Source organism: Psychrobacter arcticus 273-4 (genome assembly GCF_000012305.1).
Lineage (GTDB): Bacteria > Pseudomonadota > Gammaproteobacteria > Pseudomonadales > Moraxellaceae > Psychrobacter > Psychrobacter arcticus.
On sequence record NC_007204.1, the window covers coordinates 2,126,962 to 2,144,441 of the forward strand.

14 protein-coding genes are annotated in these 17,480 nt (G+C 42.0%); 7 read left to right on the plus strand and 7 right to left on the minus strand.

The window, feature by feature from the left end; all coding sequences use genetic code 11:
• Positions 1–121: 121 nt before the first annotated feature.
• The 4 genes from PSYC_RS08940 (at position 122) to PSYC_RS08955 (ending at position 5,901) form a co-directional block, all read left to right on the plus strand.
• The gene (locus tag PSYC_RS08940; RefSeq protein ID WP_011280987.1) at positions 122–502 is read left to right on the plus strand and encodes a RidA family protein; all 381 of its coding nucleotides are present in this window, start codon (positions 122–124) and stop codon (positions 500–502) included.
• A gap of 135 nt (positions 503–637) precedes the next feature.
• Positions 638–2,935 carry a primosomal protein N' gene (locus PSYC_RS08945; protein ID WP_227500325.1) on the plus strand — a complete coding sequence of 766 codons (2,298 nt, stop codon included), beginning with the start codon at positions 638–640 and terminating at the stop codon, positions 2,933–2,935.
• 300 nt (positions 2,936–3,235) lie between these two features.
• The gene (locus PSYC_RS08950) at positions 3,236–3,940 is read left to right on the plus strand and encodes a hypothetical protein (RefSeq protein ID WP_011280989.1); all 705 of its coding nucleotides are present in this window, start codon (positions 3,236–3,238) and stop codon (positions 3,938–3,940) included.
• A gap of 74 nt (positions 3,941–4,014) precedes the next feature.
• Positions 4,015–5,901, plus strand: coding sequence for a monovalent cation:proton antiporter-2 (CPA2) family protein (locus tag PSYC_RS08955; protein ID WP_011280990.1), 1,887 nt, complete (start codon positions 4,015–4,017; stop codon positions 5,899–5,901).
• 189 nt (positions 5,902–6,090) lie between these two features.
• On the opposite strand, the gene PSYC_RS08960 is transcribed toward PSYC_RS08955, so the two are convergent.
• On the minus strand, positions 6,091–7,020 hold the full coding sequence (locus PSYC_RS08960) for a DUF2628 domain-containing protein (protein WP_011280991.1): 930 nt from the start codon (positions 7,018–7,020) through the stop codon (positions 6,091–6,093).
• A 221-nt stretch (positions 7,021–7,241) separates the two neighbouring features.
• On the opposite strand from PSYC_RS08960, the gene trmB reads away from it, so the two are divergent.
• From trmB to PSYC_RS08975, 3 genes are all read left to right on the plus strand, one after another.
• A complete protein-coding gene (gene trmB, locus PSYC_RS08965) occupies positions 7,242–8,063 on the plus strand; it encodes a tRNA (guanosine(46)-N7)-methyltransferase TrmB (RefSeq protein ID WP_011280992.1) in 822 nt (273 codons plus the stop codon).
• A 1,037-nt stretch (positions 8,064–9,100) separates the two neighbouring features.
• Positions 9,101–10,159 carry a recombinase RecA gene (recA, locus tag PSYC_RS08970; protein ID WP_011280993.1) on the plus strand — a complete coding sequence of 353 codons (1,059 nt, stop codon included), beginning with the start codon at positions 9,101–9,103 and terminating at the stop codon, positions 10,157–10,159.
• 177 nt (positions 10,160–10,336) lie between these two features.
• Positions 10,337–11,458 carry a regulatory protein RecX gene (locus PSYC_RS08975; protein ID WP_011280994.1) on the plus strand — a complete coding sequence of 374 codons (1,122 nt, stop codon included), beginning with the start codon at positions 10,337–10,339 and terminating at the stop codon, positions 11,456–11,458.
• A gap of 68 nt (positions 11,459–11,526) precedes the next feature.
• On the opposite strand, the gene PSYC_RS08980 is transcribed toward PSYC_RS08975, so the two are convergent.
• From PSYC_RS08980 to PSYC_RS09005, 6 genes are all read right to left on the minus strand, one after another.
• A complete protein-coding gene (locus PSYC_RS08980) occupies positions 11,527–12,075 on the minus strand; it encodes a YidB family protein (RefSeq protein WP_011280995.1) in 549 nt (182 codons plus the stop codon).
• A gap of 222 nt (positions 12,076–12,297) precedes the next feature.
• Positions 12,298–12,756, minus strand: a complete 459-nt coding sequence (locus PSYC_RS08985; protein WP_011280996.1) for a hypothetical protein — start codon at positions 12,754–12,756, stop codon at positions 12,298–12,300.
• An 88-nt stretch (positions 12,757–12,844) separates the two neighbouring features.
• Positions 12,845–13,126 (minus strand): succinate dehydrogenase assembly factor 2, encoded by a 282-nt coding sequence (locus tag PSYC_RS08990; RefSeq protein WP_011280997.1) that lies wholly within the window; start codon positions 13,124–13,126, stop codon positions 12,845–12,847.
• A gap of 158 nt (positions 13,127–13,284) precedes the next feature.
• Positions 13,285–14,181, minus strand: a complete 897-nt coding sequence (gene folP, locus PSYC_RS08995) for a dihydropteroate synthase (RefSeq protein ID WP_011280998.1) — start codon at positions 14,179–14,181, stop codon at positions 13,285–13,287.
• 154 nt (positions 14,182–14,335) lie between these two features.
• Positions 14,336–16,231, minus strand: a complete 1,896-nt coding sequence (gene ftsH / locus PSYC_RS09000; protein ID WP_041757759.1) for an ATP-dependent zinc metalloprotease FtsH — start codon at positions 16,229–16,231, stop codon at positions 14,336–14,338.
• A 402-nt stretch (positions 16,232–16,633) separates the two neighbouring features.
• Positions 16,634–17,266 (minus strand): RlmE family RNA methyltransferase, encoded by a 633-nt coding sequence (locus PSYC_RS09005; protein WP_011281000.1) that lies wholly within the window; start codon positions 17,264–17,266, stop codon positions 16,634–16,636.
• Between the last annotated feature and the right edge of the window lie 214 nt (positions 17,267–17,480).

The following is a 17,480-nucleotide window of genomic DNA, read 5'->3' on the forward strand; positions in this document are numbered from 1 at the left end:
TCTTAAAGCATATATCATTTCGAGATTTAGAAAATTTTCAATCGTGCTAAACACTTCTATTAATTTTTTAGAAAATAGCTTTAGCACATCAAACATCATAAAAATATGATAAGGATATATTATGACCCGTCAAACCATTCAAACTGATAAAGCACCTGCAGCCGTTGGCACTTACTCGCAAGCGGTAAAAGTTGGCAATACTGTTTATATTTCAGGTCAGTTAGGTTTTGACCCTACAACCATGGAACTAAAAGAGGGTTTTGATGCACAAGCAAAACAAGTATTTAAAAACATCAAAGCTATCTGTGAAGCAGCTGGTGGCAGCTTAAACGATGTGGTGAAATTCAATGTATCGTTAACTGATTTAAATGATTTTGCAGCGTTAAACGAAGTATTCATGGCTAATTTGACTGAACCTTACCCTGCCCGCGCAGCCGTTCAAGTAGCGGCATTGCCTAAAGGTGGTGTGGTCGAGATTGAGTCTATTCTATATATTGAATAAGTTTGATATTCAAGAGTGCTTGAATAATAATATTATATATTGAATCACCATAAGCTTAGCCTCATGCTAAGCTTATTCGTCTTTGCCTCTTTATTCTCATTTCACATTAACCTAATCATATTGCGAAGCCTTTTTATGTTGGTACAAGTTGCTCTGCCCGTGCCCCTTTATCGGGTGTTTGACTATAGCCTACCGGCAGATATGAGTGCTTTGCCAAATACTACTTCAACACAAATACCGCAAATTGGCAGTCGTGTTGAAGTATCATTTGGTCGTCAGACCTTAATTGGTATCGTAGTTACTCATATTGCTCAAGCGGACAGCAGCGTACCACTTCATAAGCTTAAACCCCTTAATAAGTGCTTAGATGCTGAGCCGATTTTAGATGACAGCATGTTGAAACTCGCCTATTGGCTTGCTCGTTATTATCATTATCCGCTTGGTGAGGTATTGGCAGTCATCTTGCCCACGTTGGTTCGTCAAGGTAGACCGCTAGATTTACTCATTACTCATTGGCGAATTTTACCGCATATCACTGACGATGATTTTCGTGCCAACGCCAAAAAACAAAAGCAGCAGTTTGATATGCTAAAGCTATATGGCGAGCGTGGCGCTAGTGAAGATGTACTATTATTAGAAGGTATGGAGCGATCTTTTCTAAAAACGCTGGAAGACAAAGGTCTTATTGAGCGCTATATTCAACCAAAACAAGCAGCCGCTCCTGTCAAATTGGCAAAAATGCCGCTTGATCTCAATGATGAACAACAGATTGCTGTTACAGCGATTGTTGCTGCGCATGAAGCCAAACGCTACACAGGCTTTTTATTAAATGGTATTACGGGTAGTGGCAAGACTGAAGTCTATCTACAAGCTATGCAGGCAGTATTAGAGGCTGGCAAGCAAGTTTTAATTTTAGTGCCTGAGATTGGACTAACACCGCAGACGCGCGCACGTTTTGCCAGTCGCTTTGCTGCGCATATCGTCTTGCTACATTCAGGTATCAATAACACCCACCGCCTACAAGGATGGCAAGATTGTCGTACCGGTCATGCACAAATCATCATCGGTACGCGCTCAGCAGTACTATATCCGTTTGCAGATTTAGGGCTTATCGTCGTTGATGAAGCGCATGATGGCTCCTATAAACAGCAGGATACACTACGTTATCATGCCGCTGATGTCGCACTATATCGCGGACTACAAGCCAAGATACCCGTCGTACTTGGTACGGCTACCCCTTCTCTTGAATATCTAAAATTGGTCGATGAGGGAAAATTAGTAGAGTACCTATTACTGACACGTCCTGGCAATGCTAAGCCTGCGCCCATGCAGCTCATTGATGCACGCCTGCAAAGCACCCATCAGCAAACGCAAGATGATGGCGCGCGCTATGATACTGGACTGACGGATGTATTAATCGGTGCGATACAGCAAACGCTAGAGGCTGGCGATCAGGTATTAATCTTCTTAAACCGTCGCGGCTATGCGCCTGTTTTATTATGCGAGGCTTGTGGTTGGCAAGCAGATTGTCCGCGTTGTGATGCGCATTTAACGGTTCATTATAATAGCCAAGCCCAGCGTAGCAATTATTCAAGCAACTCTTATTTAAAATGCCATCATTGCGACTGGCAAGCCTATATTCCTACTGTGTGCCCTGATTGCGCGAGCCAAAACCTAGATACCAAAGGTATGGGAACAACAAGGCTAAGCGAAAATTTGCATGCTATCTTTGCTAATCCACAAACCAGTAAAGCGCTTTATCCCATTATTCAGATCGATCGTGATACCACAAGGCGTAAAGACAGCTGGGAAAATATCTATCAGCGTATCAATGAAGGCAAACCTGCCATATTGGTCGGTACGCAAATGGTTGCCAAAGGTCATCATTTTCCCAATGTCACGCTCGTGTGCTTACCCAATGCTGATCGCGGTTTTTTGTCCGCAGACTTTCGCTCGCCAGAGCATACCGCGCAACTGATGATTCAAGTAGCAGGGCGTGCAGGACGCGGTGATAAAGCCGGACGGGTATTGATTCAAACGTTACAACCAGACAATTCGTTATTATTAAAATTGGTGAAAGATGGTTACTTGTCATTTGCTCGCGAACTACTGCAAGAGCGTAAAATGATGGGACTGCCGCCGCATAGCCACGCGGCGCTGATACGCTGTGAAGGTAAAACCCTCGCCGCCACTACGCAAGTGCTCAAAGATGCCATTGCTAATTTACCGAATGGACATAATCTGGCCATTCTTGGTCCTATCGATGCACCCATGAGTAAAAAGAACAGCCGCTATCATTCGCAGCTGTTGCTTTTAGCCAAAGATCGACGACAATTGCACCATGTACTCAGCCAGTGGTGGCAACCTGTGCTTGCACTGCCAAGCGCTAAGTATCTAAAACTTACTTTAGACATCGATCCTGTCGGCTGGTAGTTGAAATACTTTAAAGTCGCTACAGTACTACTGGTGTAAATTTTTTGCAGCCTCTGTCTGCGTAGGCACAGCAAGCAAGAAAAATTTGCACCAGTAGTACCTGTTGTATCGATATTACTTTTCACCGACTATACATCAAATACCTTTACCCTTAATAAATTTATGTCACACTGATTTTTATCAATGTAATTGCATGTTAAAAATAATGATAAATTTAGCCTCGCTGTCATATTTTTAATATAAATTCTGTATACTAAAAACTGAAACGCCCAATTTATCACTAATGGATGACCTTCTGCTATGTCTAGACGCTCGGCGCCATTTGTCGCCCCAAGCTATATCGATGACCCGATTTCAAAGGACGGCAAAAAACACGCCAAAGTTTTATTATCGACGCTGCAAGAAGATATTGCTAGCTTTCGAGAGGCGCAGTTTCCGCCTGATATTTTACGTCAAATTCGTGACATGCCTATTTATGAAGGTAACTTAGCAGAAGTCCAAGCCTATCAGCAACGTTGGCACAATTTACTTGAGCGCGCCATGGCTTTTTATCCTGCTGCCAATCTACCGCCTGACTATTTGCCACTGCCTGCCAGCCTTGAGATACCGCAGTTTATCTATCATGTGCAGCGCCTACATCTGACCAAAACCCGCGCCAAAGAATCCAAAAGCTTCGGCTCGGTCGGTGCACTTACGGATAAATGCGGCGATTATAGTGCTGATGACATTGCACGTATGACAGCCGCATTTGATAATGATGAGGACACGCGTTTGGTCGCTCACCGTGAGTTTATTGATTTGCGTGCTTATGTATTTTGCCGAAATAATAAGGGTGAGATGCTGGAGCCTGAACGGATACGATTTTATCGCACTGGTCTCATCGTTCACGCCCTACCCGATTTTAAAATCGTAGACAGTCGGCAGACACCGCGTAAGCGCCGTAACGATGCTTATAACAATCCGCTGGCAGATAATGGCATATGGAAGATTTATCGTAAAAAATAATCATTATGAAATTGTTTTGTATTTTTAATACTGCTGTTGTACTGCCCATTTATTATCATTGCTAAGGATTCCAGATGTTCGCTGCCGCCGCCGGCTCACCAAATTTGATGTTACAAGCGACAATTTTCTTGGGAGCAGCCCTGCTCTTTGTACCCCTTGGTAAACGTTTTGGTATTGCGACGGTTTTAGGTTATCTCATCACAGGATTGATACTGGGTCCAAGTGTGCTGGACGTGGCAGGCGATGCTGAGAGCTTATTGCATTTTTCTGAGTTTGGCGTGGTGATGCTGCTATTCATTATCGGGCTTGAGCTGCAGCCATCAAGGCTCTGGGCACTCAGGCGCTCAATATTCGTCCTTGGCGGTTTGCAAGTTGGTCTGACTGGTGTCTTATTGATGGGGCTGTTACATCAGATTTTTGGCTTGCAGCTCGATACCGCTTTTATCGTTGGCTTCGGTCTTGCGCTCTCATCCACTGCCTTTGTTCTGCAAATCCTGACTGAAAAACAGCAGCTGTCGAGCACTCATGGCCGCGAAGCCTTTACGATTTTATTATTCCAAGACATTGCGGTTATCCCTTTATTAGCGGTCATTCCATTTTTATCAGGGGTGCGTGAACAAAGCTATGATTTGATTTATTTTGGTAAAGTTTTTGCGGTTTTTGCTGGGCTTATTTTTGCCAGTCGCTATGTCGTTCGTCCATTTTTTAAATTTGTCGCCTCAAGTGGCGCGTCCGAATTACTAACGGCAGTGGCGCTATTTATCGTGATGGGCGTGTCGATTTTGATGGGTCAAATCGGTCTTTCAATGGCGTTGGGTGCATTTTTAACCGGCGTATTGTTGGCGGATTCTGAATATCGCCATGAGCTTGAAGCCAGTATTGAGCCTTTTAAAGGGCTACTTTTAGGTCTGTTTTTTATGTCGGTCGGTATGCTGACCGATGTGAATTTGATATTAGCAAAGCCCATCTTTATCATCGGCTGTGCGATGGCATTGATGTTTATCAAGTTCGGGGTAATTACAGCGATTGCAAAACTCTTTGGTAATCGTTGGCCGACCAGTATCAGGTTGGGAGTGACACTGGCCCAAGGTGGTGAGTTTGCTTTTGTCTTGTTCAGTGTGGCAAGCGCCCAAAATGTCTTACAACCTGAACTTGCCAATACGCTAAACCTGATCGTCACCATCTCTATGGCACTCACTCCTTTGGCGTTCTTATTGTTAGAAAAAGTCGGCGAGCCATTATTTGCCAAAAGCAAACCAAGTCGCGAATACGATACGATTCCAGACCACGAGCATCAGGTGATTATTGCTGGCTTTGGGCGAGTCGGTCAGATTATCGGTCGTGTGCTACGTATGCATAATATTGAGTTTACCGCGATTGAACGCTCAGCAAACCGCGTTGACTTTGTCCGTAAATTCGGTAACCAAGTCTATTATGGTGATCCAAAAAACCCTGAAATCCTACGTGCAGCAGGTATCAAAAAAGCACGGATCTTTATCCTTGCCATCGATGATTTAGAACGCTCTATCACCACGGCTCAGTATTTACGTAAAAACTATCCAGATTTGATTATCTTGGCACGGGCACGTGATCGTCAGCATTACTACCGATTACGTGAGGTTGGGGTTCGTCACATTTGGCGTGAGACCTATTTGTCATCGCTAGATATGTCGCGGGAATCGTTACAACTGCTCGGTATCTCAGCAGAAAAAGCACGTGAAACGGTACAAACCTTCCGTGATTACGATGATGATTTGATTGAACGCCAACAAGCCATTTATGATGATGAGGCCAGTATGATTGAATCGGCTCAATCAGCAATGGCAGAGCTTGAAAGCTTATTTGATGAAGATATTGGCAAAGCTCGTAAAATGGACTTGAGCGATTTTTATGAAGTGCTAAAAAGTCAAGCCATACCAGTCGATGATGAAAATAATAGTACGACTGAGTCTAAACATTAATGTATCTATCGTTGAAATACTTTAAAGTCGCTACCGTATTGCTGGTGTAAATTTTTTGCAGCCTCTGTCTGCGTAGGCACAGCAAGCAAGAAAAATTTGCACCAGTAGTAGGTGTTGTATCGATATTACTTTTCACCGACTATATTGTAAAAACCCTGGTCAGAATGAATTCTTAATCCTTGTAGCCACCTAATTAGGGCTACAATTTTCCGGTGCTTGTTTTTTATTGAGTGAGCTTATGCAGTTCCAATCATCACTGTTTGGCAGATGATAAAAGACCAGTGTTTGAGCATTGAGGTAGCGTATAGGGAACTTAACATTTTGAATGGTCGCAATCACTGCGCAATCGGTTTCTGCAACACCAGCTGCGCTACGATCGATCTCAATACGCACTTGTTCAGTGCCGCTATCGACAGGCAGGACCAGCGGACATTGTCCTGTCTGCCGATACGCTAGCGCCACATGGTTTTGCGTGGTTTTGACGGTATCATAAGCATCAAACAGTACCTCATTTTCTTTTGGTTTGGCAATAATGGGTAAAAACTGCACTTTGATTACCATTAATGTAAAGGCAAAAAATGCAAAACCCCACCCCAACCCAAATAAGCTCACCCCACCCTCTTGGCGCAAATGCGTTTGTTGCAAGCGCTCATCTTGTGGATAGTCATTAATCGCGTCGGCAATCTCACGCCGCGCCATCCGGTAGTAATAAGCGTCCGTCCAGCGTGCTACCATAAAAGACCAAAACAACCAAATCAGCGCGGCAATACCAACGCGTATCAGCATCTGATAAGCATGGTCAATATAAGGCATTGCTAAGAATTCAACCGCTACCAAGACCAGCGCGACATTAAGCTGAATAAAAGACCATCCTGCCACGCTGTAGACGAGTGCATCCATATAACGCTTACGATAGAGCAGCCATGGAAAGGTCACAAAAAATGCTGCCCAATGCCATTTTGGCGACAGATAGCCTTGCTCATCAAATTGCTCAAAACGTTTCAGATAGTAGCGCTGGCTACGATGGCCGATAAACCATTTATCCAACTGCGTGCGTCTGGCAGGGCTCAGTTTTTCTTGATAAAAAGGGGGCGGCGAATCCGTCTCAATAAATAACATGATGATGAGCCTTACATGCGATTAAGAAAATATTTAACTTAGCTATCCTGATTATATGATAACGCTAACAGCCCCAAATAGGACAGCGAAACGACATAAAAACTCCACCATTAAACTTATTAACACGCTAGAATTATTAAAAAAGTATTGTTCATTCACAGCCGTATAGATTTCACTTATAATAAGCACACACCACCCATTTATTAAGCCTTGTTAATCCTATGAGTCAACATCCTGATATCAATAGCAGCATCGATGCCAACCACCTTACCGATGATCAAACATCTTTAGATGCCAATGCGGTCATCGACAAGGAAGCTATGCCTGACGACAGTAAGCATATTCGTATCGTTAATACCTTTATGAAACGACGTACACACATGAATAAGAATGCCGAGCTGGCATTGACTGCGCCTGAGTTTGCGCATTATTTGGTCAATAACAGTTTTGGTGATGGCAACCTTGATGGTATTGACGATTTGCGTGCACTATTTGCTGACTTACCAAACGGTAGTGATGCGCCTTTAACCTTGGAGATTGGCTTTGGACTTGGTGACTCGTTCATCGAGATGGCAGCAGCCGAGCCGAGTCGCAATTTTGTTGGTGTTGAAGTCCATGAGCCGGGTATCGGTAAATGCGCTTACATGGCAGGTACTCAAAATTTGAGTAATATCAAAATCATCAATGGCGATGCCATTCAACTGCTAAAACAGTTACCAGAAAACCATATCGACCGTATCCAGCTCTACTTCCCTGACCCATGGCAAAAAAAGCGCCACTACAAACGTCGTTTTGTCAGTGCTGAGCGTATGGCAATCGTTACCCGTAGCCTAAAACAAGGTGGGTGGTTCCATACGGCGACTGACTGGGAACATTATGCCTTTTGGATGGTAGAAGTTTTGGATGGTTTTGCAGGCTTAAGCAACCAAGCAGGTGCTGGCAACTTCACTGACCGCCCTGACTTTCGTCCAATGACTAAGTTTGAGCGCCGCGGTCTAGAGCGTGGACATGGGGTTTGGGATTTAATCTACCTAAAGGACTAATGTCTTTCGCTTTACCTTGATAGCGTATCCTATAGCAGTTAAAGTACTTATAGATTTTTATAAGCACTTTAACTGCTTTTTTATGGCTATGCGATTTCAAGCCCTTAGTTTATAAGGTTTGAGCACTCATAGAACCTGCTCTAGTAACGACTCTGAAGAATTAAAAGCATTTATATCAAAAAATAATTTATTTAGCTTGATGTGAAACATAGGCATTAAAAACCCGATAACCCTTAAATTTAAATTTGCAAAATCAGAAATAGCTAAAATTCTTAGTTTCTAGGGTATCTCTTATCTGCGTAAACCTTGGTACTATAAGGGCTTGGTGAGTTCTCCCCATAAGCTGTGGATAACCCTGTGTATAAGTCGCTACTTGACAAGCATTTCCCTAGATAGCTTAAAGGCTTAGGTAAAATCGTTCATTTTTTGTACAATTTAAAAAATTATTAAAATCAATGCGTTAACTGTAATTTAAAAGCAAAATAATTTATTTTTAATATTTTTAATATTGATTTTATCCCATCTAATGTTTCACACTGGCTAAATAAAATATATTTATTTATTGTGGACAACTCCTGAACCTATTGACAAACAACACCATTCTCAGGTCCGAATAATAAATTAAACGTATTTCACTCTAAACAAACTTCACCTTTATACTAGACGACATTGACTGTCGCCTAGTGTGTAATGATGGTCAATATTGACCTTGGATTTTGTTATAATTACCTTATCTAATAAACAGTGATATAGAGTTTGAAATAAATAGGAAGTGAATGAATGATGCCATAGTCACTATGAGCCTTCTTAAAAATTATGAACTTTTTTTTGCTTTTATTATTATTTGATTTTACTGTATAGTAGCCTGATATGTTCGCTATTACTGTCTACCAACCTTATATTACTATCCATCTCAATCTTGTTTAAAAAGCACTCTTATGTATGATGATATTATCGTTAATAGCCTTTAACAAGCCGTTTTTTATAGCGACAATACCTATTCTTATAAATGAATGATTAATCACAAGGAGTCCTGTATGGACGACAATAAAGCCAAAGCCCTTAAAGCTGCGCTCGCTCAAATCGAAAAGCAATTTGGTAAAAATACCATCATGCATTTGGGTGATGACTCAGCAGCACTTGATGTCGATGTGGTCTCTACTGGCTCATTAGGTTTAGATATTGCTCTAGGGATTGGTGGTCTGCCAAAAGGTCGTATCGTTGAAATTTACGGCCCTGAAAGCTCAGGTAAAACGACGATGACCTTACAGGCGATTGCAGAGTGCCAAAAGCAAGGCGGTGTTTGTGCCTTTATCGATGCTGAGCACGCACTAGATCCAGTATATGCACGCAAGCTTGGCGTCAATACGGATGATTTACTACTCTCACAGCCTGATAATGGAGAGCAAGCGCTTGAAATTACTGATATGTTGGTACGTTCAGGGGCGATCGATATGATCGTTATTGACTCGGTTGCCGCTTTGACACCACGTGCAGAGATTGAAGGCGAGATGGGCGATTCACATATGGGTCTGCAAGCACGTCTGATGAGCCAAGCCTTACGTAAAATTACTGGTAACGCCAAGCGCTCAAACTGTATGGTGTTATTTATTAACCAAATTCGTATGAAAATTGGCGTTATGTTTGGTAGCCCTGAGACCACAACCGGTGGTAATGCGCTTAAATTCTATGCCTCTGTGCGTATGGATATTCGCCGTATTGGTGCGGTGAAGAATGGTGATGAAATCATCGGTAACCAAACTCGCGTTAAAGTCATCAAAAATAAAATGGCACCACCATTTCGTCAAGCTGAGTTTGAGATTACTTACGGTGAAGGTACCAATCACTTAGCCGAAGTGATTGATTTAGGTGTTGAGATTGGTGCGGTTGGTAAAGCGGGTTCTTGGTACAGCTATGGTGATGAAAAAATCGGTCAAGGCAAAGCCAATTCTGTACTGTTCTTAAAAGAGAACCCTGCTATTGCTGAAGAGATAGAAGCCAAAATCCGTGCTGAAAAGCTTGGCGTAAAGGATGATAGCAAAGCAGCGGTCGTGGCTGAGACTAATGAAGAACTAGCCTCTGAACCTGTACAATAACGGTTTATTTTTCAAACCGTTATCAGCAACTATAGTTGAAATACTTTAAAGTCGCTACCGTATTGCTGGTGTAAATTTTTTGCAGCCTCTGTCTGCGTAGGAACAGCAAGCAAGAAAAATTTGCACCAGTAGTACCTGTTGTATCGATATTACTTTTCACCGACTATATGATGTCTTATGAAAATTAAAACGTTGGCTGAAATACTCGCTGAGTCGGATACCGATTCAGCGAGTCATACACATCGCAATCAAAAAACCATCGCTCAGCATTCGCATACCAAGCAGTCATATAAAGACAAGCCTAAAAACACCAGTAAAACTGGTAAGCGCTCTCAGAATTTAAATAAACATGATTTAGATGAGAACCTTTTAGTAGATAATTATACTACTTTTACGGCAGATTCGACTAATGCACCCTTCTCTGCCTTAAATCCTTTGCCCAAATCCAAAAAACGTAAAAAACGCTTTCATCCAGCTGCTACTTTCCACGCTGAGCCTAATAGCGCACCTGCTTATCAGCCACCTGCTGCGCAAAGTATCAAAGAGATGCTGGCTGAAGTTAAACATGCGGTTCATGACAATGAAAAAGATAGTGTCTCTATTAATGAGACTGGCGTTGACTCATGCTTAATAAACTCAGAAGCATTTGAATCGGTAGCTGCTCATGATAGTGAGGCAGACAACCAAAACAGCCAAATCGATAACCTACCAGCCGCTCTAAAAGCTTATTTGCGCACGCCTGAGCAGCGTCAAGCAGAGGTTGATGCCATCAAAGCAGAAAGCCGTTTGCGTTGGTTGGCGTTTTATTATTTATCACGTCGAGAGTATGGCAAGGCTGAGCTGAAGCAAAAATTGTTAGATAAAGAGCAAGAGGCGGAAAAAATTGATGCCTTACTCGACGAATTCGAAGAAAAAGGCTATCAAAGTGATTACCGCACTACCCTGATGCTGATTCGAGAAAATATTAGAAAAGGACGCGGTAAAGGTCGTATCAAGCAAGAATTCTATCGCAAAAAGATGTCTACGCCCGATAATATCGATGAGCTTATCGATATGGCAAACGCCGAGTCTGATGAGTTTAGTGAATTTATTGATGATAGCGCAGATAATTTGGTCGAAGGTATAGACTGGCTCAAGTTAGCAGTGAGCGCGCGTACTAGAAAATACGGCGATAGCGTACCTGTCGAACAAAAAGATAAAGCAAGGCAGCTACGTTTTTTACAGTATCGCGGCTTTAATATCGATATCTGCTTTGCGGCATTAAACTATACATTAGATACTTTAGACGAGCGTTTTTAGAGAATTATAACTTATCAATGTCAACCTATACAGCTCACTATTATATTTTAGATATAAAAAAAACCTAACTATTTTAACGCCCCTAGACGGCTTGATAGCTGACTAATAATTTGATCAATCTCTTCATTGGCTTCTGGTTCGTTATCTAAATTACCGTTTGGCGTCAACTGATTCACCACTTCAGGTAACAATTCAGCCAACCCTTGGCGAACCTCTATCTCATTGGCGCCTGTATGGGCAGCGACTTGCTGAATTTCACTATCATTAAACAAACGATTAATATCATTCGGATCAAGATTATCATTGAGCTCATTATTACTTAACCAAGAGCGCGCTTGCTTTTCATAACCCATATCTGTAATTTTCGATAAAGCCCCACTTAATCCACCATTGCGCTTTATCCAGCTCAGTACCATAGGCATAAGTGCAGCGATAAGCATACCTTTACCACCGAAGCCGCCTCTCGTCGTTTGACCACCAAGTACACTAGCTAAAATATCACCAAGTCCGCCAGTACGACGTGGATTGATACCTTGATTGACTGGGTTACGCTGTGCATCCTCTGGATCCATTGCACTGCGTGCCACTTGACTCACTAAATTCCCTAGTAAACTCATTATCTTATCCTTTTTATTATAATAAAATTCGTCGATACAAACTTTGATATAGCAAAATAATGACTGCCATCTCACTTGTTAAATAGATCGACCTTTAAATATAAATTCCAATATAGCAAATCTATTTGTCTCTCTAGATAGGCATTTTGTTATGAGATGTAGTAGATAATTTAGAATAACAAGATAAAGCAGATAAGCATCTACAATGAAATCAAAGCTCAATTAAACGATTTTGCTAGCAATCATATTTGCCAAGATGGTTAACTCGCGCCATTGCTCAGGGCTGACCTGATCACGAAATATAGCCACAGAAAACCGGCGTTGATAAGGCTCTATGATATTAAAATCAAAACATATGACCCAACGAGATTGGCTGACTGTATTAAGCTTTGCTTGCCATAAGGCATCCCCGCGACTCGTACGTATCAATAGCTGCCAATCTTGATAAAGGCTCTTATCAAGTGGCGGCTGGCTTAGATGCAATAATATGGGTCGTGATAATGCTAAATAGCCAATGACTACAGCGCTGATGATGAGTATAAGGATATACTGCCATAATGCTAATGAAGCAAGCGCCGCCAATACAATCAGGATACTGGCTATAGCGATAGAAAACAGCAGATATAAATAGCTTATAGGTTTGATAGCAGTATCGATACGTAGCGAGGTTAATGCTGTCATAGTGAGCTACCAAGGCATGTGTCTGATTATTAAAGAAGATTCAATACTACTATAACAATCAAAAAATAAAGTTAAGCCATTTAAACAATTAACTCAAACTTTTACTATGACGCCACGTCTTAATCTTATTGACCAGCGCCCACATTGCATCATCTTCTGGACGGCTTTGATTGGTAAAATAATCTAATAAATCAGGGTCTTCATGAGTCAGCATTTGCGCGAAGCTTTCTTGTTCGGCAGCTTCAGCCGTCAAATAAAGCTCTTTAATGTAGGGTTCAAAATAAAAATCCAATTCTTTAAGACCACGGCGTGCTTGATAAATAATGCGGCGCTGCTCATTAGTAGGCTCTGGCTGATTATTAATTGTCATAAAGTTATTCTCATCCGTTTAAAAGGTATCTTAGATTAACACATGAAGTGCAACGCTAAATAAATATCAAAGTGTCGCATTTGTATTGTTAGGAATTATTATCATCGATAAATCTATTTTTGATCATAAGCACTTAATCACAGCCATAACTACAGCGATTAGCGTTTATCATATGCAGATAGCTGGCTCCATAATGCCACGGCTTGCTGCATCATAGCGACATTATGGGTACGAATGATACTTGCCCCCTGCTGCAATGCAAAAAGAGCAGCAGCAGTACCCACGGTATCACGCTCAAGCGGTTGGGTGGTAGCAAGCGCTTGTAGACCTGTTTTGGTCAGCACTTCTGCCAAAAACCGCTTGCGTGAAATACCAAACATCATTGGTAGTCCGAGTGTTTGTAAGCTTTTAAGCTCACTCAATAATGCACAGTGATGCTCATAATTTTTAGCAAAACCAAAACCGGGGTCAATAATGATATTCTCCCGCTTGACGCCGACGCTTATCACTTCATTAATACGTACTTTTAGCTCTGTCATGACTTCACTAATCACATCATCATACTGTGCTAAATTGTTCATCGTCGTTGGCTCACCGCGCATATGCATTAGCATAACAGGAATATTAAGCTGAGCTGCCATCAGCGCAGCGCCCTCACGCTTGAGTGCCCGTACATCATTCCAAATATCCGTTCCTGCTTCAAAAGCTGCCTGTATGACCTCAGGGCTACTGGTATCAATGGATAGCCATATGTCATTACCTAACTGCTGTCTAATCGCTGTCACGACTGGCACGACACGCTGTATCTCATCAGAAGTCGCCACCACTTCAGCGTTTGGACGGGTAGACTCGCCGCCAATATCGATGATGGTGGCACCTGCTGCCATCATCTCCTTACAATGCGATATTGCCTTATCAACTGCATTAAACTGCCCACCATCTGAGAACGAATCTGGAGTAACATTTAAAATACCCATGATATGAGGCTGGGATAAATCTAAAACCTTATCACGACTGGTTATGGTATAAGCAGGTAAAGGTTGGAATAATGACATAACTTATCCATAATAATTTAAATTTATAAAAGTTATTTTAGCACTAATATATAGTGCTTATAATACCAGTAAATCTAATGCCATTCTGAATTGGTAGCAACAAAAAAGCCCTTTATTAAAAGGGCTTTTTTTATTCAAAACTTGATAGCAACTATTACATCGCTGGTAATGGCGGAGGGGTTACTCCGGTTGTTTTTACATCATCCTTTGATAAGTTTACTTCGTGATGCTGATAAACTCTTGGTGGACGAGGCTGTTCACCGGCTAAGATAGCTTGCAATTGATCACGGTCAATAGTTTCCCATTTCATCAAAGCGTCAACCATAGCATGCATTTTTTCTTGATTGCCTTCAATCAATTCACGAGCAATATCATATTGCTCCTCTAGCATACGGCGTACTTCTTCATCCACCTTTTGCTGAGTAGCTTCTGATATGGTACGGCTGCCGCCACCAAAATAACCTTGCGAGCTGTCATCATCTTCATAGACCATGATACCAAGCGCGTCAGACATACCGTATTTAGTCACCATGGCACGCGCCATTTTGGTTGCGCGCTCAAAGTCGTTAGAGGCACCAGTTGATTGCTGATGGATAAATACTTCTTCAGCAATACGGCCACCAAATAAAATCGCAATATCACTCAGCATTTTTGACTTATATAGACTGATTTGATCATGTTCAGGCAACTGCCAAGTGACGCCAAGCGCAAATCCGCGCGGCATAATAGTGACTTTATGGACAGGATCAGTACCCGGTAGCAGTTCAGCGACTAGCGCATGGCCTGCTTCATGATAAGCAGTAGCGCGGCGCTCTTCTTCACGTATGACCATTGATTTACGCTCAGGACCCATATAGAGCTTATCTTTTGCGTCTTCAAAATCATTCATATCAACGCTGCGCTTGTTACGACGAGCAGCAAACAATGCTGCTTCATTAACAAGGTTAGCAAGCTGCGCACCACTAAATCCTGGCGTACCACGAGCTAAGGCATGAGCGTCAACACCAATAGTATTAGGCAGTTTTTTCAAATGCACTTTAAGAATTTGCTCACGACCTTTGATGTCTGGCAAGCCAACTTGAACCTGACGGTCAAAACGACCCGGACGCAATAGTGCTTTATCAAGAACGTCTGCACGGTTGGTGGCAGCAATGACGATGACGCCTTCATTGCCCTCAAAACCATCCATCTCAACCAACAATTGGTTCAATGTTTGCTCACGCTCATCGTTACCGCCGCCCATACCTGAGCCACGATGACGACCGACAGCGTCAATCTCATCGATAAAGATGATACAAGGAGCGCTTTTTTTCGCTTGTTCGAACATATCACGGACACGTGACGCACCAACACCCACAAACATCTCAACAAAATCAGAACCTGAAATTGAGAAGAAAGGTACCTTAGCTTCACCCGCAATGGCTCTAGCCAATAGCGTTTTACCCGTACCCGGAGGACCAACCATCAAAATACCACGTGGAATCGTCGCACCAAGCTTGGTAAATTTATCAGGGTCACGTAAGAACTCGACGACTTCAACCACTTCTTCTTTGGCTTCTTCACAACCGGCAACATCTTCAAAATTTACTTTGATTTGGTCTTCCGTTAGCATTTTGGCTTTTGATTTACCGAAGCTCATCGGTCCGCCGCCTTTGCCGCCAGCACCACCTTGCATGTTACGCATAAAAAATAAAAACAGACCAATAATCAGCAAAATTGGGAAACTGGCTATCAGCAATTGCATCAATACGCTTTGGCGCTTCGGTGCAGTGCCTTGGACTTCAACTTTATTTTCACGTAGCAATGGCATCAGCTCGTCATCCATCACAGCTGGACGAATGGTTTCAAATTCAGAACCATTTTTCTTTTCGCCGGTGATTTGCTCGCCATCGATCTCAACACTGGCTACTTGATTTTCTGACACTGCGGTCACAAATTCAGAGTAGTTAAGGTTATCGGGCTCAGATGATTTATCAAAGCCGCTAAACACCAGCACTAAAACGCCGATTACCACCAGCCACAATAAGGTATTTTTTACCATGTCGCTCACTAGTTATTCCCATCCCATACTTATTGGTGTGTTTACTAAACACGTGACGTCTATATATAAACGTATGTCTCGCTATTCAAGGTTTACTGACGAATTATCATTTCTCATTCCAAATACAGGGTATAAAAAAACCTTATATTTTTGTTGGAGAAATAAGCCGCGCAATAACGATAAATAACTGAGTTTATAAGGCGCTTACTGTCAGACGACTTTGCTAAAAATATCATATAAGCACTTAGAAAAATACTTAAGAATTAATTTCAAACAAAGTTAATATATCATGATATGTGGTATTAACCTGAATAATTCAAGCAGCATTCACATTTATTCAGTTAACGATTGTAGCAGTTTTCATGCAATGATTTTAACTTGCTAATTTTGATGTGAGAATTTTATGTCAGATTACTTAATCGCAATCCAAAACATCTCTTTTGAGCGCGGTCTAGAAGCGCCAGGCTTAATACTACGGATTTTACTAAAATCCGCCTGCATCTGCTTGCGTAATTCTTGTGTACCCTCGCCTTGAAACACTTTCATAATAAGCGCGCCACCTTCTGGTAAGGTTGCCAACGCGAAATCGACTGCAAGCTCACATAAGTACATCATACGCGGCTGGTCAATAGCACTATTACCCGCCGTATTGGGCGCCATATCAGACAGCACCACATCGACTTGTCTATCACCAACCTCAGCCATTATATGGTCAAAAACTTCTGGCTCGCGAAAGTCACCTTGAATAAAAGTAACGTCTGGCAAGGTATCCATTGGCAAAATATCAGAGGCAATCAAAATACCTTTTTCACCGACCAGCTGACCAGCGACTTGAGACCAGCTGCCAGGGGCACTGCCCAAATCGACGACTGTCATGCCTTTTTTTATCAGATTGGTTTTTTCATTTATTTCTAATAATTTATAGGCAGCGCGGGCACGGTAGCCATCTTTTTGGGCCTTTTGCACATAATGATCATCAATATGCTCTTTCATCCAAGCACTACTGCTTTTTGACAACTTTTTGTTTTCAATACGTGTGGCCAAAATTCTTGCTCCTATAACGTGCTTTTCTATACGCGCATATATGTTTATTAAATAACGTCTGAATAGACTTTTTTGCCTTATGTCACCATGCCATCAAAAATACTTTTAGCCATGATTTTTAATATTATTGAGCTATTTATCAACTTCAAAAAGTTAAACCGATAAATTTTCTTAGTGAAAACACTGCTTTATAAGAGCATAGCGTTTATAATGT